At 44.8% G+C, this 23,958-nt stretch carries 22 protein-coding genes; 11 read left to right on the plus strand and 11 right to left on the minus strand.

Annotated elements, in window-relative coordinates; all coding sequences use genetic code 11:
• Positions 1-17 precede the first annotated feature (17 nt).
• The gene (locus L0P89_RS09470) at positions 18-2,852 is read right to left on the minus strand and encodes a TonB-dependent receptor (RefSeq protein ID WP_235264858.1); all 2,835 of its coding nucleotides are present in this window, start codon (positions 2,850-2,852) and stop codon (positions 18-20) included.
• Positions 2,853-3,036: 184 nt separating this feature from the next.
• Here L0P89_RS09470 and L0P89_RS09475 point away from each other — a divergent pair, with 184 nt between their 5' ends.
• Both L0P89_RS09475 and L0P89_RS09480 read left to right on the plus strand, forming a co-directional pair.
• On the plus strand, positions 3,037-3,723 hold the full coding sequence (locus tag L0P89_RS09475) for a response regulator transcription factor (RefSeq protein WP_235264859.1): 687 nt from the start codon (positions 3,037-3,039) through the stop codon (positions 3,721-3,723).
• A 128-nt stretch (positions 3,724-3,851) separates the two neighbouring features.
• Entirely contained in the window at positions 3,852-4,778 is a 927-nt protein-coding gene (locus L0P89_RS09480; protein ID WP_409557574.1) for a sensor histidine kinase, read from the plus strand.
• Here L0P89_RS09480 and L0P89_RS09485 read toward each other — a convergent pair.
• On the minus strand, positions 4,703-5,815 hold the full coding sequence (locus L0P89_RS09485; RefSeq protein WP_235268019.1) for a glycosyltransferase: 1,113 nt from the start codon (positions 5,813-5,815) through the stop codon (positions 4,703-4,705). The genes L0P89_RS09480 and L0P89_RS09485 overlap by 76 nt on opposite strands.
• A 70-nt stretch (positions 5,816-5,885) precedes the next feature.
• Between L0P89_RS09485 and trmB the strand changes: the two genes are divergently transcribed.
• From trmB to L0P89_RS09520, 7 genes are all read left to right on the plus strand, one after another.
• The gene (trmB, locus tag L0P89_RS09490) at positions 5,886-6,554 is read left to right on the plus strand and encodes a tRNA (guanosine(46)-N7)-methyltransferase TrmB (RefSeq protein ID WP_235264861.1); all 669 of its coding nucleotides are present in this window, start codon (positions 5,886-5,888) and stop codon (positions 6,552-6,554) included.
• Positions 6,555-6,557: 3 nt separating this feature from the next.
• Positions 6,558-7,187, plus strand: coding sequence for a LysE family transporter (locus L0P89_RS09495; RefSeq protein ID WP_235264862.1), 630 nt, complete (start codon positions 6,558-6,560; stop codon positions 7,185-7,187).
• Positions 7,188-7,523, plus strand: a complete 336-nt coding sequence (locus L0P89_RS09500; protein ID WP_235264863.1) for an MGMT family protein — start codon at positions 7,188-7,190, stop codon at positions 7,521-7,523.
• Between the two features lie 157 nt (positions 7,524-7,680).
• Positions 7,681-8,826, plus strand: coding sequence for an Mrp/NBP35 family ATP-binding protein (locus L0P89_RS09505; RefSeq protein WP_235264864.1), 1,146 nt, complete (start codon positions 7,681-7,683; stop codon positions 8,824-8,826).
• Positions 8,823-9,062 carry a NifU family protein gene (locus tag L0P89_RS09510; RefSeq protein WP_235264865.1) on the plus strand — a complete coding sequence of 80 codons (240 nt, stop codon included), beginning with the start codon at positions 8,823-8,825 and terminating at the stop codon, positions 9,060-9,062. The genes L0P89_RS09505 and L0P89_RS09510 overlap by 4 nt, the downstream gene beginning before the upstream one ends.
• A gap of 63 nt (positions 9,063-9,125) precedes the next feature.
• A complete protein-coding gene (locus tag L0P89_RS09515; RefSeq protein WP_235264866.1) occupies positions 9,126-10,187 on the plus strand; it encodes an NAD(P)/FAD-dependent oxidoreductase in 1,062 nt (353 codons plus the stop codon).
• A gap of 84 nt (positions 10,188-10,271) precedes the next feature.
• Positions 10,272-10,604 carry a 2Fe-2S iron-sulfur cluster-binding protein gene (locus tag L0P89_RS09520; protein ID WP_235264867.1) on the plus strand — a complete coding sequence of 111 codons (333 nt, stop codon included), beginning with the start codon at positions 10,272-10,274 and terminating at the stop codon, positions 10,602-10,604.
• Positions 10,605-10,695: 91 nt separating this feature from the next.
• Here L0P89_RS09520 and L0P89_RS09525 read toward each other — a convergent pair whose 3' ends face one another.
• The 3 genes from L0P89_RS09525 to L0P89_RS09535 form a co-directional block, all read right to left on the minus strand.
• Positions 10,696-11,067 (minus strand): HEPN domain-containing protein, encoded by a 372-nt coding sequence (locus L0P89_RS09525; protein ID WP_235264868.1) that lies wholly within the window; start codon positions 11,065-11,067, stop codon positions 10,696-10,698.
• Between the two features lie 23 nt (positions 11,068-11,090).
• Positions 11,091-14,621, minus strand: a complete 3,531-nt coding sequence (gene nifJ / locus L0P89_RS09530) for a pyruvate:ferredoxin (flavodoxin) oxidoreductase (RefSeq protein ID WP_235264869.1) — start codon at positions 14,619-14,621, stop codon at positions 11,091-11,093.
• Positions 14,622-14,846: 225 nt separating this feature from the next.
• The gene (locus L0P89_RS09535) at positions 14,847-15,200 is read right to left on the minus strand and encodes a 4Fe-4S dicluster domain-containing protein (protein ID WP_235264870.1); all 354 of its coding nucleotides are present in this window, start codon (positions 15,198-15,200) and stop codon (positions 14,847-14,849) included.
• A 139-nt stretch (positions 15,201-15,339) separates the two neighbouring features.
• Between L0P89_RS09535 and L0P89_RS09540 the strand changes: the two genes are divergently transcribed.
• Both L0P89_RS09540 and L0P89_RS09545 read left to right on the plus strand, forming a co-directional pair.
• On the plus strand, positions 15,340-17,208 hold the full coding sequence (locus L0P89_RS09540) for a 2-oxoacid:acceptor oxidoreductase subunit alpha (protein ID WP_235264871.1): 1,869 nt from the start codon (positions 15,340-15,342) through the stop codon (positions 17,206-17,208).
• A gap of 2 nt (positions 17,209-17,210) precedes the next feature.
• Entirely contained in the window at positions 17,211-18,224 is a 1,014-nt protein-coding gene (locus L0P89_RS09545) for a 2-oxoacid:ferredoxin oxidoreductase subunit beta (protein WP_235264872.1), read from the plus strand.
• Positions 18,225-18,319: 95 nt separating this feature from the next.
• Here L0P89_RS09545 and L0P89_RS09550 read toward each other — a convergent pair whose 3' ends face one another.
• The 6 genes from L0P89_RS09550 to L0P89_RS09575 form a co-directional block, all read right to left on the minus strand.
• Positions 18,320-19,786, minus strand: a complete 1,467-nt coding sequence (locus tag L0P89_RS09550) for a sugar porter family MFS transporter (protein WP_235264873.1) — start codon at positions 19,784-19,786, stop codon at positions 18,320-18,322.
• A gap of 266 nt (positions 19,787-20,052) precedes the next feature.
• Positions 20,053-20,994 (minus strand): NAD(P)-dependent alcohol dehydrogenase, encoded by a 942-nt coding sequence (locus L0P89_RS09555; protein ID WP_235264874.1) that lies wholly within the window; start codon positions 20,992-20,994, stop codon positions 20,053-20,055.
• A 158-nt stretch (positions 20,995-21,152) separates the two neighbouring features.
• On the minus strand, positions 21,153-21,728 hold the full coding sequence (locus L0P89_RS09560) for an electron transport complex protein RnfA (RefSeq protein WP_235264875.1): 576 nt from the start codon (positions 21,726-21,728) through the stop codon (positions 21,153-21,155).
• A 2-nt stretch (positions 21,729-21,730) separates the two neighbouring features.
• Positions 21,731-22,336, minus strand: coding sequence for an RnfABCDGE type electron transport complex subunit E (locus L0P89_RS09565; RefSeq protein WP_235264876.1), 606 nt, complete (start codon positions 22,334-22,336; stop codon positions 21,731-21,733).
• 3 nt (positions 22,337-22,339) lie between these two features.
• A complete protein-coding gene (locus L0P89_RS09570; protein ID WP_235264877.1) occupies positions 22,340-22,936 on the minus strand; it encodes an RnfABCDGE type electron transport complex subunit G in 597 nt (198 codons plus the stop codon).
• A gap of 2 nt (positions 22,937-22,938) precedes the next feature.
• The gene (locus L0P89_RS09575) at positions 22,939-23,952 is read right to left on the minus strand and encodes an RnfABCDGE type electron transport complex subunit D (RefSeq protein ID WP_235264878.1); all 1,014 of its coding nucleotides are present in this window, start codon (positions 23,950-23,952) and stop codon (positions 22,939-22,941) included.
• Between the last annotated feature and the right edge of the window lie 6 nt (positions 23,953-23,958).

The following is a 23,958-nucleotide window of genomic DNA, read 5'->3' on the forward strand; positions in this document are numbered from 1 at the left end:
AATGTTAGATATTTAGCTTAATATGTGTACTTGAGACTCAGCCCAATTGATATACCTCTTCTGAATGTTTCTATGTCAACGGTGCCATCATTAGTGTTTTCTTGTACAATTCTAATGTTGGGGTCGAGTATATTAGATGCCTTAAGGTTTATTTGAAAGTGGTCACCGATTGAATTTAGCCATGCCAGGTTTAGGGTCGGAACCGCTTTCTCGATTTGATTGCCTCGACCAGATGAGCCAATCGCAAATATTCTATCGTAAAAATAACTGCCCGATAGGGTCAATGATGTCTTGTAGTTTTCGTAATCACCACGATAGGTAATGTCACCATTGGCAATGAATGGAGAGGCACCTTGTAAGGCATCGCTATCCCTGTCTGGAAAGCTAGCGGTAAATGTGCCATCAACATCTTTCAAGTCTTGATTGGTGTATAGGTACGATGCATTGGCACCAATCTTCAACTCACCCGTGTCGCCATATTTGGCGAGTACCTTTGAAATTTCCACTTCGGCTCCGAACACTTCGGCCCTGTCACCCGTTCTGAAGAATCTTCGGGTGTTGGCGGCATCGTTGGCAATGACCAAATTCACGGGGTCTGAAATCACCTTGCCGAATACGGCGGCCGAAATCAGCTCTCCTTGAGAGGGGAAGACTTCCCATTTCAAGTCGAGGTTATAAATTTCAGAAAGGGTATTCAAAAGATCTGGGTTACCACCGATTTGCTGGGTTACATCCTCATAAACAAAAGGAGCAACTTCTTTAAACTCAGGAATAGAAATCGTTCTACTGAAGGCAAGCCTATAGTTGTTTTTGTCATTTGGTGAGTATTTGACGTTCAAGCTTGGCAACAGCTCGGTCTGCGTGAAGTTCACCTCACCTGGCTCGACATTGATCACATCATATAGCACAGACTGGTTATAGTTTTCAACCCGTAGGCCCGGTATGGCAGACCATTTCTCGCTGATTTTCCATTGGTAATCGGCAAAGCCGGCATGCGTCTCCAATTCACCTGAGTATACGTTTTCTGGTAGTCCTGGTAGATTGTCCCTGGCATCACCTATTGGAAATATCGGAGAATCTTCTGTATATGCAGGTCTCAGCACAAAGAGATTGAAAACATCGTTATCAGGATTATTATCAAGGGCCAACGCAAAGTTTTCAATATTGAAAACATCATTGAAATTATCTATGTCTATCGGACCGTACTGATCTAAGTTGTCATTGATATTGGTGCCATATCCATATCTTATAGATTCAAAATCCCTGGTCTTACTTCTTCCAGAATACCCGATTCTTAGTTTAGATTCGTTGCCGGTATCAATGCTGAATGCAAGATTTGTCGTGAATTCTTCATCGTCAATTTCTTGGTAGAATCGTTGGCTATCAAAGTTGTTATTGGTGATGAACCTTACGTCTGGCACAAAGTTGGTTTGCTCAGGATCGGTGAAATCACCAATATCCAAGGTGATTCTTCTTCGGTCAGGTTGGTCGGCAAAAACGCGGTTGTAAGCGGTACCCCAGAAAAAATCTACCTTATCAGAGATTTTATGATCTCCTAATAATTGGTTGACCAAAATCACATTTTGGTCAAACTGAGAGTTCAATTGATAATAGCCATCATCTGCCAAATCAATTTCAAGACCTTTTCCTTCTGTGCCAAAATAACCGACATCGCTTCTAGAATCATTTATGACAATCGAGTTGAACCTGAACTTGTTGTTATCATTGGCTCGAAAGACCAAATTCAATATTCCTGTGGTATTGGTGCTGAAAATGTAACGGTCAACATTTGGGAAAAGGATGTCTGCGGTGGCAGAGTAATTACCTGACAATCCTTGCAGGAATTCATATGAGTTGGAATGTGAAAGGTTTGCAAAAAAACTAAACCTTGAGTCATCACTGAAATTGAAAGAAGCACCCCCTGATACACTAAGGGAGCCGTTTACGGGAAACCCTCCTTCGTCAGGATCGACGCCATGCTGTATCACCTGCGAATATTGTGAGGTTGGAAATCGTTTCCAATGCCCAAGAAATGTCGAGCCATCATGAATCGGGAAAAAACTTGATTCACCAATGGCCCTAGTATTGACGGCTGCGCCCGTGCTCACCGCTATGAAGCCATCGCCAAAGTATTGGGTAGAATTGATATCGACATTACCCGCCGCGAAATCGCCATAGGCTGAAGGTGTAAAGGCCTTGCTGACCGAAACGTTTTCTATGATATCAGATGAAAATATGTCAAGGTCAATATTTTTCTTGTTGACATCATTGGAAGGAACGGTAAGGCCATTGAGCGTCGTACTTTGGTACCTATCTCCAAGACCGCGAACATACACATTATCAGACCCCTGTTGCTTAGAGACCCCTGATATTTGGGCCACGGCCGCAGCGGCATTGTCAATTCCCTTTCTTGTCAGGGCTTCTGCACTGATGGCCTCTTGTATTACAAGAGCTTTCTTTTGTTGGAGCAAGAGAGAAATTTCAGAATTTCTTCTTGTAGTAGTTGTCACGACCACTTCGTCTAGTGCCACACCCTGTGAAGCGCTCATCGGAACATTGACTTCAGTAACTTTGCCCGGTTCGACCACTACATCGGGAACCTCAACGGTTTCATATCCCAGATAACTATATACAATAGTATATGTACCTGGCTCTACGCCGTCTATCTCGTATAGTCCGTCAAAATCAGAAGTGGTTCCTGTTGTCGTGCCCTTAATCAAAACATTGGCGAAAGCCAGAGGTTCGTTGTTCAGTTCTTTGTCGGTCAGTTTGCCCACAATAGTGCCATTTCGTTGAGATAATACTGCAGAAGTGCAGAATAGAAAAACGGCCAGAACAATAAAGTTTTTCATTATCATGTAGTTGATTATAGTCCGCCGCAAAGGAATGCAGGGGCTGTAAAAGTCGTGTTAGCCCTTTGTTAAGAGTTTATTTAAAAACCTTTACCATAAGGTTACCACATTAAATCAATGTTAAGCGATAAAGGAGTTTTAGTATTATCTTTACATTTGGGCGAGTAACCAAAATTTTCATCCCATGAAAACTAAAGACATCAAGGTACTTTTGGTCGATGATGAACCTGACATTCTAGAAATAATCAGTTACAATCTTTCGTCTGAAGGCTATCAGGTATTTACTGCCAAAAATGGTGTGGAAGGAGTTGCCAAAGCAAAGAAAAAGCACCCGCATCTGATCATTCTTGATGTTATGATGCCCGAAATGGATGGTATTGAGGCCTGTGAAATAATGCGTAAGACCCCAGGGCTCGAAAATACCGTGATCGCTTTTTTGACCGCGCGCGGCGAAGACTATTCACAAGTGGCCGGATTTGATGCCGGAGCAGACGATTATATTACGAAGCCCATCAAGCCCAAGGTTTTGGTCAGTAAAGTGAAAGCGTTGTTGAGAAGGCTGAAAGAAGACCAAGGCGAGGCAGAAGATATTGTCAAGGTCGGTGATATTGTCATCAATAGGGAAGAATACAAGATTGTCAAAAAAGGACAGGAAATCATTCTTCCCCGCAAAGAGTTTGAACTGTTGTCTCTTTTGACCTCAAAGCCCAGCAAGGTTTTCAAGCGAGAGGTGATATTAGACAAAGTCTGGGGCAATGAAGTCGTGGTCGGTGGCAGAACCATAGATGTGCATATCAGAAAACTACGTGAAAAAATTGGCGACCATCATTTTAAGACCGTAAAGGGCGTTGGGTATAAGTTTGTTCTGTAATGGCCATTAGATTAAGGAAGTCATACAGATTTGCCATTCGTTCTTCACTTTTGATTTCCTTGATTCTTTGTATTGTATTGTTTGGTGCCACCGTAATCTTCAAAAATTGGGACTGGCCCTTTGTTCTGATGTTTTTCCCCATCAGTTTTGTGGTTTCTTTTTTGATTATCCAAATTCGTGTTGAACGGTTCATATATCGAAGAATAAAGAAGATATATGATGATGTATCGATACTCGAATCCTCACCCTTATCAAGTAGGCCCATTACCACAGATATGAAAACCCTTACCGAAGAGATCGAGAAATTTGCCCAAGACAAGAAAATCGAGATCGATACTTTGAAGATCAGGGAAGAGTATCGTAAAGACTTTCTGGGCAATGTTGCCCATGAGCTGAAGACTCCGCTCTTCACCGTACAGGGCTATATTTTGACCCTATTGGATGGCGCCCTAAGAGATAAAAAGGTGCGTGAAAAGTACCTAGAACGTGCCAACAAGGGCGTTGAACGACTGATCTATATCGTGAAAGACCTTGACATGATCACCAAACTTGAAACAGGTGATCTCAACTTAGATAAAGAACGTTTTGATATCGTTGAATTGATAAAGAGCGTTTTTGATTTGTTGGAAATGAGGGCCACAAAAAAGAACATCGTCCTCACTTTTGATATGGACTACGAACAGCCGATCTATGTCTCAGCCGACAAAGAGAAGATTCAACAGGTGATCACCAACCTTTTGGTCAATTCCATAAAATATGGCCATAATGACGGTACCACCGAAGTAAGTGTGGAGAACTTGATCAAGAACAAGGTGATCATTAGAGTGACCGACAATGGAGAAGGAATCGCAAATGAACATATACCACGATTGTTCGAACGGTTTTACCGTATTGACAAAAGTGGAAGCCGTAAAGAGGGCGGTTCGGGACTTGGACTTTCAATCGTCAAGCATATCATCGAGGCCCACGGTGAAAAAATCTATGTTGAAAGCGAAGAAGATGTAGGTTCAGAATTCTCCTTCACCTTGGAAAAGGCAGAAAATAACGATTCATAGTCAAGATTCACTGCAAAATCGGCCAACCCCTTGAAATGGGTTATTGTATCGAGTTGTGCAATTGAGAATTCTTCTTGGGCGCTGTATGGAACCAACCCTTGTTTTTGAAGACGTCTTGCCAAATATTCTTGTTCATATTGCCCAGGGGTGGGGATAAAAAACGCTTTTTTCTCTAATTTGGCGAGATCCATTACCGTCGTATAGCCCGAACGTGAAAGAACAAGGTCGCTCTGGTTGATGGCCTTTTCAAGTTCTTTTGACTGCATAAAGTTGACCAATGTTAAATTTCCATTGGTTTTGGGTATTTTCTTTCTAGCTTGTTCGTCCTCGATTTTTCCTCTGACAAAAAGTACGTTCCCGTCATACTCTTGTAGGTCTGTCAAAAGTTTTTCCTCCAAAAGGGTACGCTGTGGCTCAGGGCCTGAAAGCAGTACCAAAAGATCATACAAAGATGGAATATCTTCCTTGTTGAAACGACTCAAAGGCCCGATGTACTTAATGTTGTCCCTAGTTTTCTTCAAGTGCCCCAGTACTCCGGTCAGATTGGGTTTATTTTGAACATCGGGCACCCAGCAGGCATCGAATTTTTGAATGATCTTTTGATGTGCTTTTGAACTGAACCATGTGGTATTGCCAGACAAAACATTCAATTGGTGGGTAATGAAAATACAAGGTACTTTTTTGTAAAAGGCTCCCAGTCTATTATCTGATATGACAACATCGATGTGGAGTTCCTTAACGAGTTTTTTAATTTTCTTTTTTTCTTTGGAAATAGCTTTCAAAACTTTAGGGGAATCCCATATCATCTTGATTTTGAAGTTTTTGCCTTTTTCGGCGTATTTAATTTTGTAAGAGGGCAGTTCAAATGACGGTACATCGGGAAACTCCTTTTTCAATAATTCCAAAGCTACCCCGTCTGAAGCAATATAGGGTTTGTGCCCAAGTTCTATTAGGGCATTGATAATGGGGATGCATCTTGTGGCATGGCCGAGCCCCCAATTCAAAGGGGCCACAAGTACTCGTTTCGGCTCAAACATAATTTGCAAAGAAACAACATCAAAGTTGCCTTTAGATTTCTTTAGCTTTGCCAAAACATTAATTTTTGGTGTGGGAAGCAAAAATAAGCTCAAGCGTTTTTCAGAGAACGAAACCTTTTCAAATGTGATTCAGCCCACTAGGGATGAGGTCATAAAGGGATTTTTCCTAAAAGGGAAATGGGCATCGCACTTTAAAAATGAAAACCCCATAGTATTGGAATTGGGCTGTGGGAAGGGTGAATATACAGTGGGTCTGGCAAAACAAAATCGTGATAAGAACCATATCGGAGTCGACATCAAGGGGGCGCGGCTTTGGCGTGGGGCAAAGACAGCTTTGGCCGAAAACCTAGAGAATGTTGCTTTTTTGCGAACCCAGATTGAACTTATCGATTTGATGTTCGTCAAAGGCGAGATCTCTGAGATCTGGATAACCTTTCCTGACCCCCAGATTAAGTATAAACGCACGAAGCACCGCTTGACTAACCCTCAATTTCTTGAGAAATACAAGCATATTTTGAAGCCGGGTGGCCTTATGCACCTAAAGACCGACAGTGAATATTTGCATGGCTATACCTTGGGGCTTTTGCAGGGCATGGGAGCAAAGGTACTGTATGCCAACCATGATGTGTATCGAAACGAGGGAAGCCCGAAAGAGGTACTTGAAATACAAACCTTTTATGAAAATCAGTATCTTGAAAAAGGAAAACCAATCACTTATATCCAATTTAGGATCACCTGACCAATGACCCATTTATTGATTCTTTTTTTTGCCACCTATTCGGCAGCTTTCATGGCCACGGTTCCCCCAGGTCTTCTCAACATGAATGCTGCAAAGGCCAGTGTTGAAAAAGGCAGGTTGAACGGCATTATTTTTAGTCTCGGGGTGTCGACCATGATTATGATGCAGGCCTACATCGCAGTGTATATTTCAAAGTTTTTATACAACAATCCGCAGGTGATCGATATACTGTTGAAAGCAGCGATCGCGATATTTGCCTTTTTTGCCATCTATTTTTTTGCCATGGCCAAGCAAAAGAAAAAGCGCAAGTTTAAAACGGTCAACCTTAGCAAGAAGAACAGTTTTTTCAAGGGCACGCTTTTAGCGGCACTTAACCTGTTGACCATACCCTACTATAGCAGTCTCAATGCCATGTGGAACGAAGCGGGATGGATTAAGTTCGAGGCCCAAGACATCGCCACGTTTGTCTTTGCCGCTGCCTGTGGTACATTCTCGGTGCTGTATCTGTACGTATTCTATTTTAATAAGCTGGAAGCAAAGACCAACACGTTTTCAAAGAACTCAAATTATATTTTGAGCGCCCTCATGTTGGTGCTATTGATGATTACGTTAATACGTATATTTTATAATTAAATGGAGGAAAAAAATTTCTTTGACAAAGTATATGAAGTGGCCAAACAGATTCCCTATGGCCGAGTGACCTCTTATGGTGCCATTGCCAAATATTTGGGGGCGGCCCGTAGTGCCCGAATGGTCGGTTGGGCCATGAACAACTCTTTGGCCAAAGATGTGCCCGCGCATCGGGTGGTAAACCGTGTTGGGGTATTGACAGGGAAACACCATTTTGACGGTACCAATCTCATGCAACAGCTATTGGAAAATGAGGGTATCAAGGTAGTCGATAATCAAATTATCGATTTTCAAGAACATTTTTGGGATCCGGCCAAAGAGCTTCTTGAAGGGATATAGTTGTTTTCAAATCTGTCAACAATTCTGACAGACCATTAGATAAGGGCTTCCTATCCTACCATCTTCATTTTCAATCCTTCCTCTTCATAATATAAGCCCCAAGCCGTATCTTTGTAATTTAGAATCAGTTTAAAAGATTGCACTCCAAAGTAGATTTATGAAGTTGCACAAGAAAGATATTTTAGAGGCCTTACAAACCATTTCGGTACCGGGTGAGGGGCAGAATATGGTAGAGAGTGGGGCCGTGACCAATGTTCAGGTTTTTGGCGATGAGGTTGAGGTAGATATCACTATCAAAAATCCGAGCCTTCAGGCACGAAAAAAGACAGAGGTCGAGATTTTGAAGACCATCCACAAAGAAGTGTATGAAAAGGCCAAGATCAAGATCAATCTAAAAGTTGACGCCCCATCGAAACCAAAGGTCAATGAAATTAAGGGGAAACCGATTCCGGGTATTCAAAATATCATAGCCGTCGCTTCTGGCAAAGGGGGTGTCGGTAAATCAACAGTCACGGCCAATTTAGCGGTCACATTGGGCAAAATGGGCTTCAAGGTGGGTTTGTTGGATGCTGATATTTATGGGCCATCAATGCCCATCATGTTTGATGTGGCGATGGAAAAACCCCTGTCGGTCGACGTAGCCGGCAAGGCCAAGATGAAACCAGTGGAAAACTATGGGGTAAAGATGCTTTCCATTGGCTTTTTCACCCAGCCCAATCAAGCGGTAATTTGGCGTGGCCCTATGGCGGCAAAAGCTTTGAACCAGATGATTTTCGATGCCCACTGGGGCGAGCTCGACTTTTTGTTGATCGATTTGCCACCGGGTACGGGCGACATTCATCTGAGTATTATGCAGTCGCTTCCGGTCACCGGAGCGGTAGTGGTCAGTACCCCACAGGAAGTGGCATTGGCAGATGCCCGAAAAGGAGTGGCGATGTTTCAGCAAGAGGCCATAAATGTACCGGTTTTGGGCATTGCCGAAAATATGGCGTATTTTACCCCTGCTGAGCTTCCAAAAAATAAATACTATATCTTTGGTCAAGAGGGGGCCAAACATCTATCTGAAGATTTGAAGGTGCCCTTTTTAGGGGAGATTCCCTTGGTGCAGAGTATCAGGGAGGCTGGAGATATCGGTAGGCCTGCGGCCTTGCAAACGGCAACCCCTGTCGAAGAGGCCTTTGAAGAACTGACCAAGAACACGGTACGTGAATTGGTAAAGCGCAACAAAGATTTGCCTCCGACCGAAGCCATTAAGATAACGACCATGGCAGGTTGTGACGCAGTCAAAAAGAAACGAGTATGACATCAGAAGAATTAAGGAATAATGTAGAGAAAGCTTTGGATGAAATTCGTCCCTTTCTTCAAAGCGATGGAGGTGACATCACCTTGATTTCCATTGATGATGACACTTCTGTGAAGGTAAAACTTGAAGGCAATTGCATTGGCTGTAGCGTCAACCAGATGACCCTAAAAAGCGGTGTTGAGATGACCATAAAAAAATATGCTCCCCAAATTCAAGAGGTCGTCAATCTAAGCTGAACGTGACAAAAAAGTCGCATAACTTTACAGAAACACAGCATTGTCCAACTTTTTTTTGATTTCATGATCAAGACCGATATACTCATAATTGGTGCGGGCCCAACGGGCCTTTTTACCGTTTTTGAGGCAGGTTTGCTGCAGTTGCGTTGTCATTTGATCGATGCCCTACCACAGCCTGGGGGGCAGTGTGCTGAGATTTATCCGAAGAAACCCATTTATGACATTCCCGGCTTTCCAGAAATACTGGCTGGCGAACTGGTCGATAATTTAATGGAACAGATAAAGCCATTTCAACCCGGTTTCACCTTGGGCGAGCGGGCAGAGACCATCGAAAAGCTGAAAGATGGCACCTTTGTGGTCACTACCAATAAGGGTACTGAACATCGAGCACCCATAGTGGCCATTGCTGGCGGATTGGGAAGTTTTGAACCTAGAAAACCCTTATTGCCCAATTTGAAGCAGTTTGAAGACAAGGGTGTGGTCTACATGATAAAAGACCCTGAAGTTTATAGAAACAAGAAAGTATTGATTGCCGGTGGAGGCGATTCTGCATTGGATTGGACCATCTTTTTGGCCGATGTCGCCGATGAGGTGACCTTGGTGCACCGTAGAAACGAATTTCGGGGAGCATTGGATTCCGTAGAAAAGGTGCAAAACTTAAAAAATAGGGGAAAAGTGAATCTCATTACCCCTGCGGAAGTAGTGGGCCTTGAAGGGGCTGGCCATCTTGAGGCCGTCACTGTGCACAAGAATTCAAATATTGGCGAAGACATTCGTATTGCCGTCGATACCTTTATTCCCTTATTTGGGCTTTCCCCAAAACTGGGCCCAATTGCCGATTGGGGGCTTAAAATCGAAAAAAATGCCATCAAGGTCGACAATACGCTAGATTACCAGACCAACATACCGGGCATTTATGCCATCGGCGATGTAAATACCTATCCGGGCAAGTTGAAATTGATTCTCTGTGGTTTTCATGAGGCGACCTTGATGTGCCAAAGTGCTTATCAGCGCATCTATCCGAATAAAAAGTATGTGATGAAGTATACCACCGTAGGGGGTGTTCATGGTTTTGATGGTTCTAAAAGGGAAGCTCCGAAGGCGGTTGTAAAGCCGATCAAGTAAATACGACAGATACCTGGGAAAAATGTATTTTTGCATCTTCTTTTTGTGAAAGGAAAAAGATGGTCATAACAATAACAGGGATAGATGTCTGATGTAAGGATTAAGATTACGGATCGGGAAGGCACACTTCACGAGGTCGATGCCCCAACCGATATGAACATGAACCTGATGGAGGTGGTTCGCTCTTATGAGCTGGCCCCAGAGGGCACCATAGGTATTTGTGGGGGCATGAACATGTGCGCATCTTGCCAGTGTTATGTGCAATCTGACCATGCACTTCCTGAAAAGACCGACGATGAAGAAGCCATGCTTTCTGAGGCTTTTTTTGTCAAAGACAATAGCCGTTTGGGCTGCCAGATTTTGATCACGGAAGGTTTAGAGGGCTTGCAAGTAGAACTGGCCCCAGCTGAAGATTGATACGGAAAAATTAAAAAAGGGGCACTTTTTGAAAAGCGCCCCTTTTTCAAGGTGAGACCGCCCAAGGCGGAAATTGCCCTGAACGCCTGAATCAAGCGATGATTCGCTCACGTCTCAAAAAAGTATCCAAACTATCGGCAATGTCGAAACAATGGCTAAATCTCGTAGCAGCGTTTCGAAATCTAGATTCGTCTTTATGTTCCCTGCACTCACAACCAGAAAGGTCTACTTCTTCAAAATGCTCGTTGATGGATTTGCACTGTTCATATAGACTTTCAATGCTTTCTTCGTCTTTGGGCGTAGTGCCGTTGAGAACAAGAAATCCTTTCAGATAGTTTCTGATGGCATATTGGGAGTTACTGCAGACCATTGATGATACCACATCTTCTTCGGGCCTACATAGCTCGTCATTGGCCTCTCTCAATTTTTGAATCGCCTCGTTGAATAATGCATTGGCTTCCATCACCGATAAATTTTAGTGTTAAACTACATATTTCTAAAAAGCTCCAATCGTTCCCATCGGGTTTCCACTTCTTCTTGGGCCTGTTTCAACAATTCTTCCCCAAGTTCGGCATTCTCTTTTACCACTCTTGTAAAACGGGTTTCGTTGTACATAAAATCTTTGAGTGGCGCCGTAGGTTCTTTTGAATCCAATCTGAATTTCTTGCCCTTGGGTTTTGAGGGGTCAAATCGGAACAACGGCCAATATCCGGTCTCAACGGCTTTTTGCTGTTGTATGGCACCATCCCTTAAATTATAGCCATGTTCGCCGCAATGTGAATAGGCAACGATCAATGAAGGTCCGGGATAGGCTTCTGCCTCTTCAATGGCCTTAAGGGTCTGCATATCTTTGGCTCCCATGGCTACCTGGGCCACGTATACATTTCCGTACGATACTGCCTGTAGGGCCAAACTTTTTTTGCCGGTTCGTTTGCCCGAGACCGAAAATTTGGCACTTGCGCCCAACGGTGTCGCTTTAGAGGTTTGCCCACCGGTATTGGAGTACACTTCAGTGTCCAATACCATGATGTTGATGTCTTCTCCAGAAGCCAGAACATGATCTACACCACCGTAACCGATATCATAGGCCCAACCGTCACCACCCAAGATCCAAACAGACTTCCTTCGTAGGTATTCGGTCAATTTGTTCAACTTTTTGGCCTTCGGGTCATCGCTGTTTTCCAAGATTTTTTTGAGTTCATCCAACTGCTTGAATTTCTCCTTACGTTCGGTTTCATTGCTTTCAGGATTGTTCAAGATTGCCTCTACCAATTCGTTGCCGACCAAAGAATCCAATGACTTGAGCAGCTTCACCGCAATTTCCTGTTTTTTGCTCAAAGCCAGTTTCATGCCAAAACCAAACTCGGCATTGTCTTCAAAGAGCGAGTTGGCCCAGGCAGGACCCCTACCGGCCTCATTGGTCTTGTAAGGGGTAGTCGGCAGGTTGCCGCCATATATCGAAGAACAACCTGTGGCATTGGCGATTAAGATGCTGTCTCCGTACAATTGGGTCAACATCTTGATGTATGGGGTTTCCCCACATCCCGAACAGGCCCCAGAAAATTCAAATAGCGGTTCCAAGAACTGGGATCCCTTCACATTGGTGACCTGTAAAGCCGTTCTATCATAGTCGGGCAAATTCACAAAATAATCCCAATGGGTATCCTCAGTAGTTTCAACATCGATTTTTTTGTGCATGTTGATGGATTTGAAATCTGCAATTTCCTTGCTTTCCGCTGGGCATACCGCTACACAAAGATCACAACCTGTACAGTCTTCTGGCGATACTTGCAATACATACGATTCGGTTTCCCTATCAAAGGGTCTTCCTTTTGCCGGAACTGCTTTTAGGGTAGTGGGGGCATCCTTCAAATCTTCATTGGGCACTACTTTGGCCCTAATGGCCGCATGGGGGCAGATGGCCACACATTTATTGCATTGTGTGCAGAGTTCTGCATCGTCCCAAACAGGAATAAAATCTGCTATTCCACGTTTTTCATATTGGGAGGTTCCTGTTGGGAAGGTACCGTCAACAGGGAAGGCACTTACGGGTAGTTCGTCACCCCTTCCTGCCAATATTTTTCCTAAAATATCCATTACGAACGGGTCGGTAGTACCGGTCATCATGGGTTTGAACCCCCTATCGTTGGTAATCTCTTTCGGGTAATCTACTTTTAGTAGGTTCTCCAATGATTTGTCAACGGCATTGAAGTTCATCTGTACAATCTTATCACCCTTGTGGGCATACGATTTTACAATGGCATTCTTGATTTTTTCAATGGCCTCATCTTTGGGCAAAATACCCGAGATGGCAAAGAAACAGGTTTGTAAGACCGTATTGGTTCGTTTGCCCAATTTTGCTTCTTGTGCCACTTTAGAGGCATCTACGACATAGAAGTCCAGTTCATTTTCGACAATGTCGCGTTGCATTTTTTGCGGTAGTTTTTCCCATATGTCCTCATTGGAATATGGGGAGTTCAATAAGAATGTACCGCCTTTCTTTATGTTTTTTAAGATGTCATACTTTTCAATGAAATTGAACTGGTGACAGGCAATGAAGTCTGCCTTGTGTATCAAATAGGAAGAATATATGGGATCCGGACCGAAGCGCAGATGCGAAATGGTCTGGGCACCTGCCTTTTTAGAATCGTACACAAAATAGCCCTGTACATAGTTATCTGTGGTTTCACCGATGATCTTGATCGAGTTCTTGTTGGCCCCAACGGTACCGTCAGAACCCAGACCGAAGAACATACAGTTAAAAGTGTTCTTCACCGTTTTCAACCGTTCGCCCACATCCAGGCTGGTATGCGACACATCATCGTTGATGCCTATGGTAAAGTGGTTTTTGGCCTCTGGCTTGTCCAATTCGTCATAAATGGCCTTGACCATGGCGGGGTCGAATTCTTTTGATGATAGTCCATAACGTCCCCCGATAATTTTGGGCATTTCCCTGTCGCTTTCGGCAAAAGCCGTGACCACGTCTAGATATAGGGGCTCACCTGTGCTTCCCGGTTCTTTGGTCCTGTCCATCGCAGCTACTTTTTTAACTGTCTTGGGCAGGGCATCGATAAAGTGCTTGATAGAGAACGGCCTGAACAAACGTACGATGATCGCCCCTACCTTTTCACCATCTTTCGCCATGGTCTCGACAGCTTCCATTACGGGCCCTTGGCCAGAGCCCATGATCACGATTACTTTTTCGGCTTCAGGATGGCCTATGTAGTAGAACAGGCTGTATCGGCGGCCTGTATGTTGGTAAAATTCGCTCATGGTCTCCTCGACAATTCCGGGAACCTTATCGTAGAAGGTATTTGATGCTTCCCTCGCCTGAAAGAATACATCTGGGTTCTGTGAGGTTCCCCTAACCACGGGATGGTCGGGATCTAACGATCGCTTTTTATGCTCCATGATGGCTTCTTCGGGCATCATGGCCTTGATGATATCGTCTGGAATCGCATCGATTTTGGAGATTTCATGAGATGTTCTGAATCCATCAAAAACATTAAGAAAGGGTACCCTCGACTTCAAGGTGGCCACTTGACCTATTAAGGCGAAATCCATGGCTTCTTGTACCGAACCTCCGAACAACATTGAAAATCCTGTTTGGCGGGCCGCCATCACATCTGAATGGTCGCCAAAGATAGAAAGTGCATGTGTGGCCACGGTTCTGGCGGCCACGTGTATTACCGAGGGCAACAATTCTCCGGCTATCTTGTACATATTCGGGATCATCAGCAACAAACCTTGCGAGGCCGTAAAAGTGGTGGTCAGGGCACCTGCCTGCAATGATCCGTGCACGGCACCTGCGGCACCGCCCTCACTCTGCATTTCAACGATTCTTGGAACGTTGCCCCAGATGTTTTTCTGGCCCTCGGCACTGAACACATCGACATGCTCGCCCATGGGCGAGGCCGGGGTAATGGGGTAAATAGCACAAACTTCATTGGTCTTATGGGCAATTCTAGCAACGGCTTCATTGCCATCGCAAATGAGTTTTGGGAAGTCTTTTTTCATGATGGGTTTCTTAGAGCTCATACCGACTGAGACGGTATTCAAATTTTTTTAGACATTTATAAAAATAGGGACAGAAACAGGCCTAGAATATGATTTTTGTCAGTTGGCCCTGATGGACGTAGACAAGAAATAACGCCCGAAGTCTTCAATTTCGGGCGTTAATTAGATAGTTCAAAAGCTTGAATGTATAAAAGCGCAGAACAAAGAGTACGATTTTAACACGATTTACTCATCGTATAACCAAGCCTTTTTGGCCAACAATTGCTCTTCGTTCTCCACGTGGTCTTCATCGGGCACACAGCAATCTACTGGGCAGACGGAAGCACATTGTGGTTCATCGTGAAATCCTTCGCACTCTGTACATTTATCAGGTACGATGTAATAGAAATCGTCTGATATGGGATCATTTTGTGCGTCGGCATCCACTTCGTTTCCGGTCGATGGCTCGGTCACCGTGCCACTCAATTCAGTATCATCTGAATACGACCATTCTTCAGCGGGTTCATAGATGGCATGGTTCGGACATTCTGAAATGCAGGCATCACAATTAATGCATTCATCGGTTATAATGATGGCCATTTTAGTATGTTTTTAAGGTATCAATCCGTAAATTTAATTCACTTTAGGGTCTGCTTTAATGATAAAAATCATATTTCGAAAGTATCGGTCCGATTAATTTCGGAGCACGCTTGCTCCTTATATTTTAGATAGTACGCTTATGGATAGAAAACCATTAATTTTTGAAGACACCAAAGATATTGAGGTCTTAGAATCGGTCGTTATCCGTTTCGTTGGTGATTCGGGTGATGGCATGCAGTTGACAGGAACCCAATTCTCAGATACCTCGGCCATGTTCGGCAATGATATTGCCACCTTCCCCAACTATCCATCCGAAATCAGGGCTCCACAAGGAAGTCTTTATGGAGTGTCGGGTTTTCAGGTGCATATCGGCAGTATAGAAATCAATACACCTGGTGATAATGTTGACCTGTTGGTCGCCATGAACCCTGCGGGGCTAAAGACCAATCTTTATGCCGTAAAACCAGGTCATACCATTATTGTCGATACCGATTCGTTCACCCGCAAAAATCTGGAAAAAGCAGAGTATGATGAAAGTCCTTTGTCTGACGGCAGTCTTGAGAATTACCGGGTCATCGAAGTGGCCATGACCTCATTGACCAAAGAAGCCTTGAAAGACATAGAAGGGATCGATAACAAAAGTATTGTTCGAAGCAAAAACATGTTCGCCTTGGGGATGGTCTATTGGATGTACCATCGATCCCCTGAACACACCATTGATTTTTTGAGCCAAAAATTCAAGAAACGACCGCAGATTGCAGAGGCCAATATCAAGGTGCTCAATGCAGGATATTATTTTGCGGAGACTTTAGAGCTGATTCCGAATTCCTATACCATAGCCCCGGCCAAGATGGCGCCCGGTACCTACCGTATTCTTTTGGGCAATACGGCTACGGCATGGGGCTTCTTGGCCGCAGCTGAAAAATCGGGCCTACAACTTTTTTTGGGTTCTTACCCCATCACACCTGCCTCAGAGATATTACATGAATTGGCAAAACACAAGCATTTCGGGGTCATGGCCCTTCAGGCTGAAGACGAGATTGCAGGAATCACTTCGGCGATTGGTGCCGCTTTTGCGGGCGATTTGGCCATTACCACCACTTCTGGCCCCGGATTGGCCTTAAAAGGCGAGGCTTTGGGTTTGGCCATGATGGTAGAACTGCCCTTGGTTGTGGTGAACGTACAACGCGGAGGACCGTCTACGGGCCTACCGACAAAAACAGAACAGTCAGATCTGCTTCAGGCCATGTACGGAAGAAACGGAGAGAGTCCTGTAATCGTCATAGCGGCCAGCACACCTGCCAATTGTTATCATTATGCCTATGTGGCCGCCAAATTGGCCTTAGAGCACATGACACCCGTAATTTTGTTGACAGATGGCTATATCGCCAATGGATCGGCGCCTTGGAAAATCAAGACGGTAGCTGAAATGCCCGCGATAAAGATCAATAGGGTGACCGAGGCAAAAGAGAACTGGCATCCCTACGACAGGGATTCAGAAACGCTGGCACGCAATTGGGCCATACCCGGCACTTTGGGTTTGGAACATCGCATCGGGGGCCTCGAAAAAGACCGTGTTACCGGAAATGTTTCTTATGTGCCCGAGAACCACGAGCAGATGACCAAGATAAGGGCCGAAAAGATCAAACGGGTCGAAAAATATATCCCAGAGTTGACCACTGAATTTGCCGATACAGGTGATTTGCTTGTCGTAGGGTGGGGCGGTACCTATGGGGCATTGCATACCGCCGTTAAGCAATTGTATGAAGAAGGCAACAAAGGCATTGGCTTTGTCCATTTCAATTATATCAATCCGTTGCCCAAGAATACGGAGGATGTCTTCAAAAAGTTCAAGAAAATCGTGGTCTGCGAGTTGAACAATGGGCAGTTTGTCAAAATAATGCGGATCCACTTCAATGAGTTCGAATTTTTACAATTCAACAAGGTACAGGGCTTGCCCTTTGGAAACAACGAACTGGTGCAGAAGTTCAAAAATTTGTTGCGATAACCATGGAAACAACAGCTGAAAAGAAATATACGTTCAAAGATTTTGCCAGCGATCAAGAGGTACGCTGGTGCCCCGGATGCGATGACTACGTGATTCTGCGCTCCATGCAGAAGGCATTGCCAGAGATGGGGGTCAAAAAGGAAGATGTTGTCTTTATTTCGGGTATTGGCTGCTCATCCCGTTTTCCCTATTATATGGATACCTACGGTATGCATGGCATTCACGGTAGGGCCCCGGCCATCGCCACGGGAGTGAAATTGGCCAATCACAATTTAAGTGTTTGGGTCATTACGGGCGATGGCGATAGTATGGCCATCGGTGGCAATCACCTGATCCATGTATTGCGCCGCAATATCGACCTTAATATCATTATGTTCAACAATAAGATCTATGGATTGACCAAAGGGCAGTTTTCACCTACGTCAGTTGTTGGCCAAAAGACCAAATCTTCGCCCTATGGCAATACCCAGCCCCCATTCTTGGCAGGTGAGTTGGCCATTGGCGCCCAAGCCCGCTATTTTGCCAGAATAGGAGGCAACACGCCAAAGGAGATGACCCAGATCTTCATCGATGCCGAAAAATTCAAGGGAACCGCCTTTATCGAAATATTACAGAACTGTGTGATTTTTAATGACGGCTGTTTTAAAGATTACACAGATAGATCGGTGCGGGAAGACAAGCAGTTGTTCGTCGAACACGGAAAACCCATGGTCTTTGGCAAAGAGCGTGACAAAGGGTTGATACTTAATGGATTGAAATTGGAAACGGTCACAATTGGTGAGAACGGCATTACAGAAGAAGATCTCTTGGTACATGATGCCCATGAACAAGACCCGACCCTGCACCAAATGTTGGTTCGATTAGAATACCCGTTGGTCACGGGCATTATCAGAAGTTTTGAAGATGTGACCCTCGAAGAACGTAAAGATGTACAAACGGCAAGGGTCAAGGCCGATTCTGAATTTACCAAAACCGACGACCTCTTCTTTTCAGGGGAGACCTATGAAGTGAAGTGATCGGTAACACTTGGTATGAAATGCATTTCAATGCATTGAGACATTCTTGACAACCTCAAGCGTAAAAGGTCTTTTGGCAAAGATTGTTTAGTTCATCAACCCCCTTGCGCGGCGTGCTTTCTTTCCTCCTCTTCTTGCTCACGGGACATATCTTCCAAGCTTCTGCCCTTGGTTTCCTTAACAAGCGACTTGACAAAGAAATAGGCTACAAAGCCAAAGAGCGCATAGACCCCATAGGAAATACCGAGTCCTAAATAACTCAACATAATGGGGAACGTCATGGTTATGGTGAAGTTGGATCCCCACTGGGCTATTCCGCAAACAGCCAGTGCTGCTCCCCTGTATTGATTTGGAAACATTTCTCCGAGCATCACCCACATCACCGGACCCCATGAAGCGGCAAAAAAGGCAATGTAGGCATTGGCCGCTATTAAAGCATAGGTGCCGTTGTTTCCTTCTAAAATAAGGTTGTTCGCACTGTCTACGGTCGCGGTACCGAAAAGATAGGCCAATACGCCCAACATGACGGCCTGCCCAATCGAACCGACCAATAGCAAAGGCTTTCTGCCCACCTTGTCTATCAGCACAATGGCCACCATAGTGAAAAATATGTTCACACTTCCACTAATGACATTGGTAAGCAGTGCATCGGCCTCTGTAAATCCTGCCGCTTGCCAGAGTGTGGCACCATAGTAAAAAATCACATTAATGCCCGTAAACTGTTGCAGTACGGCAATACCGATACCAACCCATACCAATCGATGTATTTTGCCGGTATATTTACTGATGATATCGCTGAGTTTGGGGCGGCTATCTACTCTTACCGTTGATTTTATATCTGCCACCTTGGCAATGGCCTGTGTGGCATTTCCAATGGAAGAAAGCACTTTGATCGCTTTTTCAGATTGGTTTGAAGCCACTAAATACCTCGGGGACTCAGGGATGAAAATCAGCACCAATACGAATAAGGATGCTGGCAGTATTTCTGCCCAGAACATCCATGACCAAGTTTGAAATCCTAACCAAAGCTCCTCTTCGGCACCACCTGAAAGCCCTACCAGTGAATAATTGCTCATAAATGCCATGAACAGGCCGACTACGATCATGAGTTGTTGTAATGTGGCCAGTCGGCCCCTGATTTTCGAAGGGGCGATCTCACTGATATAGAGTGGCGCCAATATACTGGCAGCGCCCACGGCAAGGCCACCCACCAATCGATAAATAACAAATTCCAATGACCCTTCAGAGATACCGGAACCCCACGCACTGATGATGAAAACCACACCTGCGGTCAACATCATCGGTTTTCTTCCGAACCGGTCGGCCAATGTGCCGGCAAAAAACGCACCCACCACACAGCCCAAGAGTACCGAGGCAACATTGAAGCCCGTGCCCGTGGCATCTGAGTCAAATGCAGACTGTAAGGCATCGACGGTACCATTGATCACTCCACTGTCAAACCCAAATAAAAAGCCACCTATCGCGGCCACAAAAGCCAAAAAGATGACCTTGGGTAAATTGTAACTCTCCATGTGTTTGGATTCTTGTTGTTGATCGCTCATTTTGTTTTTGGATTAGTTGGTCTCATTTGCAATATAGTGGATTATTTTACCATTACCGAATCGTAAGAGGATACGACCATATTTTGATTTTTTCCTAAGTGGACTATCTGAAGGTTGCAGTTTCGCTCAGTTTGTCATGGCACCATAAAAAAGTAAGACCAAAGTTTTCGAACCATAGTGTTGGTTCAAAGCAAAACCCAACGGTCTGGCTAAACACAATAGCCCATAAAGGAGGCTATTGCCATTATAGTCTTTGTTGTGTGGCGTTATTGATTCATTATTATCACATTACCTACTTTATGCCCTTCGTTAACATATTCATAGGCAGCCACGGCTTCATCTAAAGGATAAGATCTGTCAATCACAGGCTTAATTATATTATTTTCAACAAGTTTTCTTAGGTATACCAAATCATCTGCCTTGTCTGCTGCCGAACCAAAAATAATTTTTTTTGTGCTGGTCAACGAAACCCATATCGCCTGAATAATTGGCCAATCCAGAGTTAAATAAATCCCTTTCTGCTTTATGGAATCAACACAATGCGAAAATGATGTTTTTATAACTGTATCAAAAATCACATCATATACTTGGCCATTCTTAGTGAAATCTTCCTTTCTATAATCAATCAAATAATCTGCACCTAGAGATTTTACTAGATCAAAATTTTTGCGACTACAAACTGCCGTAACTTCAGCGCCAAAATACTTTGCCAACTGTACAGCATAAGTCCCTACGCTTCCCGATGCTCCGTAAATCAGCATCTTTTGCCCTTTTTTTACTTTGGCTTTTCTAAGGAAATGCAATGCCGTCAATCCGCCAATAGGCAAAACTGATGCTTCTTCATATCCTATTTTGTCTAGATCAATAGCTACTAATCTGTTTTCTGAAATAGCTAAGTATTCGGCATTTGTGCTACCAAAACTTATTCCGCTAGCATAGCCGAATACTTTATCTCCAATATTAAAATGCTTTACTTTTTTTCCAATAGATTCAATTTGACCTGCAAACTCCCACCCTGGTATATTCCTTCTTGGTTTATTAAAACCGAAAATAAATCTTCCGGGTAACCAAAACCATCTTGCAAAATCAAATGTGATAATTCTGCAATCACCGGCTGTAACGGTGGATGAATATATCTTAACTAGAGCTTCGTTTTGTTTTGGAATAGGTTTCCCTATATCCTGAAGCTCTAATACTGCCTTGGGCATACCGTATCGTGTGCATATCAAGGCTTTCATTTTCGTAATAATCGATTATTTGTCAATTTTGGTTTTTCTATTTGTGCAATGCCGCACAACGTAGAAATATAGATTATATGGTCTATGTACCACATACAAGCAATACGCATAAACGGCAACGAATGTGCCTATACCAAGCCCGAAAACCCTAAAAAGGCCAGTGACAGCAGCCCCGCGACCAAAAGATTGATGGGCACGCCCTTCATGCCCTCAGGGAGGTCGGCAAGCTCTAAAAATTCCCTGATACTGGCAAAGACGATCAAGGCCAACGAGAAACCGGCCGAATGCGAAATGGCAAAGAACACCGCTTTTAAGAGATTGCCATCGGTAAGTCCCAATGCCAGAATGGCCACACCCAGAACGGCGCAGTTGGTGGTGATCAAGGGCAAAAAGACCCCCAGGGCCTGGTACAGCGCAGGGCTCACCTTTTTGAGGATGATCTCGACCATTTGAACAAGGGCCGCGATGACCAGAATGAAGGTAATGGTGCGCAGATAGATCAATCCGGTGGGCACCAACACGTATTCATGCAACAGATAGGTGACCGTGGTGGCAATGGTCATGACAAAGAATACGGCCCCCGACATGCCCACAGAGGTAGAGATGCGGTTCGATACCCCCAAGAACGGGCAGATGCCCAAAAACTGTGACAATACGATGTTGTTCACAAAAACGGCGGCGATAAAGATGACCAGATAATCCATAACTAAGCTGATTTGGAGGTTAACCTATTGAACACGACGGCCAGATAGGCAAGGGCGATAAAGGCCCCAGGCGGCAAAATGAACAAAATAAAGGTGCTGGCATCTTCTGACACGAACTTGAGGTCAAAAATGCTGCCGCTGCCCAAAATCTCCCGTACGGCCCCAAGTACGGTAAGAGCGATCACAAACCCGACGCCCATGCCAAGGGCATCCAATATAGAGGCCATTAGGTTGTTTTTTGAGGCAAAGGCCTCGGCCCGGCCCAAAATCAGGCAGTTCACCACGATTAAGGGGATAAAGATGCCCAGTTGCTCGTACAAAAAGGGGATGAAGGCCTCCAATACCATTTCTACCACGGTAACGAACGAGGCGATGATGATGATGAAAGCGGGAATGCGCACCTTGGCGGGAATTTGCGATTTGATCAGCGAAACCACAATGTTCGACATCAGCAGTACGAACAAGGTGGCCATGCCCATGCCGAGACCATTGAACGCCGATGAGGTGACCCCCAATGTGGGACACATGCCCAAGAGCATCACAAATACCGGGTTCTCTTTTAAGATACCTTTTAAAAAATTTTCCTTGTGGTTCAGTGTCTTGGCCATATCCTACTTTTTTGGGTTGGTTATGGATTCTTTGTTTTTGACAAAGGCATCGTAGGCTTGTTGTACGGCTTCTGAGAAGGCCCTTGTGGTAATGGTGGCCCCCGTGAGTGCATCTACCTCGCCCCCATCTTTTTTCACCTTTAGGTCGAAACTTGCCGGGTCTTTCCCCTCGAACTGTCGCAAAAATTTGTCTCCTTTTATTTTTGTGCCCAGCCCTGGGGTCTCTTTCTGCTCTAAGACCACGATGTCATTGATGTTTCCATTGGGCTCAAAACCGACCATGATCTTGATCGTACCGCTATAGCCCCGTTCAGAGGTGCCGATCACTGCGGCCCCGACAAATGTTCCTTCTTTGAAGGCCGGATAGATTTCGGTACTATCATTTGTCTTTTCCAATGGCACCCATATGGCCGCTGAGACCAGGTCGTTGTCAAACTCGGGCAACACCATTTGAAGGGCGGCCATCTTTTTGGCCAATTTGGCTTCGGCCTTTGGCCCTATGGTAAGTTCGTTCACATAACCCAAAGAGAATCCCGCAACCAAGGTGATGGCCAATAATGACAATACCATGTTCAAGAAAGTCGATTCTTTTTTGCGCATACTCATACGATTTTGGCCTTGATTTTTGAACCGAACCGGCGTGGTTTAAAGTATTTGTTGATCAAGGGCACAAAGGCGTTCATGATCAATATGGCGAAAGATATGCCCTCAGGATACGACCCGAACAACCGAATGACCACGGTAATGACCCCAATGCCAATGGCAAAGATCACCATGCCTTTTTTGGTCACTGGGCTCGTCACCAGATCGGTCGCCATAAAAAAAGCTCCCAGTATGGCACCGCCCGAAAGAAGATGTAGCACCGGGTTGGCATAATGCTCGGGATCTGCCAGCCAGAAGATAGCCGTCATAAGGGCCATTGTGGCCAATACCGCTACGGGAATATGCCAGGTGATCACTTTTCTGGCAATGAGGTACACCCCGCCCAACAATAGGGCAAGGGCAGACATTTCACCGAGCGATCCTCCCGTGATGCCCAAAAGCAGGTCGGTATTGCTGGGTAGCTGGGCGCTTAGCTCAGGTATGGTGCCGCCAAATTGTAGTCCATCTTTTAAAATGCCCAGCGTGGTGGCCCCGGTAACGGCATCGGTCAATGTGGTCGTGTTCTCCATTGCTGTGGGCCATGAGGTCATTGCTACCGGAAACGAGACCAATAAAAAGACCCGGCCTACCAAGGCGGGATTGAAAATATTGAATCCCAATCCGCCAAAAGAAAGTTTGCCCACACCAATGGCGATCAGGCTACCGGCAACGATCATCCAAATGGGCAAATTGGCCGGCAAGTTGAATGCCAGTAAGATTCCAGTGATCAGGGCTGACCCATCACTGATGGTCACATTGGTTTTCAACAGGTGCTTTTGTATGAGGTATTCGAAGAGCAAACACGAGACTATGGCGGCAGCCGTTACGATAAGCGCATTGAGGCCAAATACATAAAGTGAGACCAAAAATGCCGGCACCAATGCAATGACCACATCATACATGATTTTTTTTGAGGTCTTATCTGAATGGACATGGGGCGAAGCTGATACAATGATTTTGGGGATACTGTCCATCCTTGA

The sequence above is a fragment of the Muricauda sp. SCSIO 65647 genome (assembly GCF_021534965.1).
Taxonomy (GTDB): domain Bacteria; phylum Bacteroidota; class Bacteroidia; order Flavobacteriales; family Flavobacteriaceae; genus Flagellimonas_A.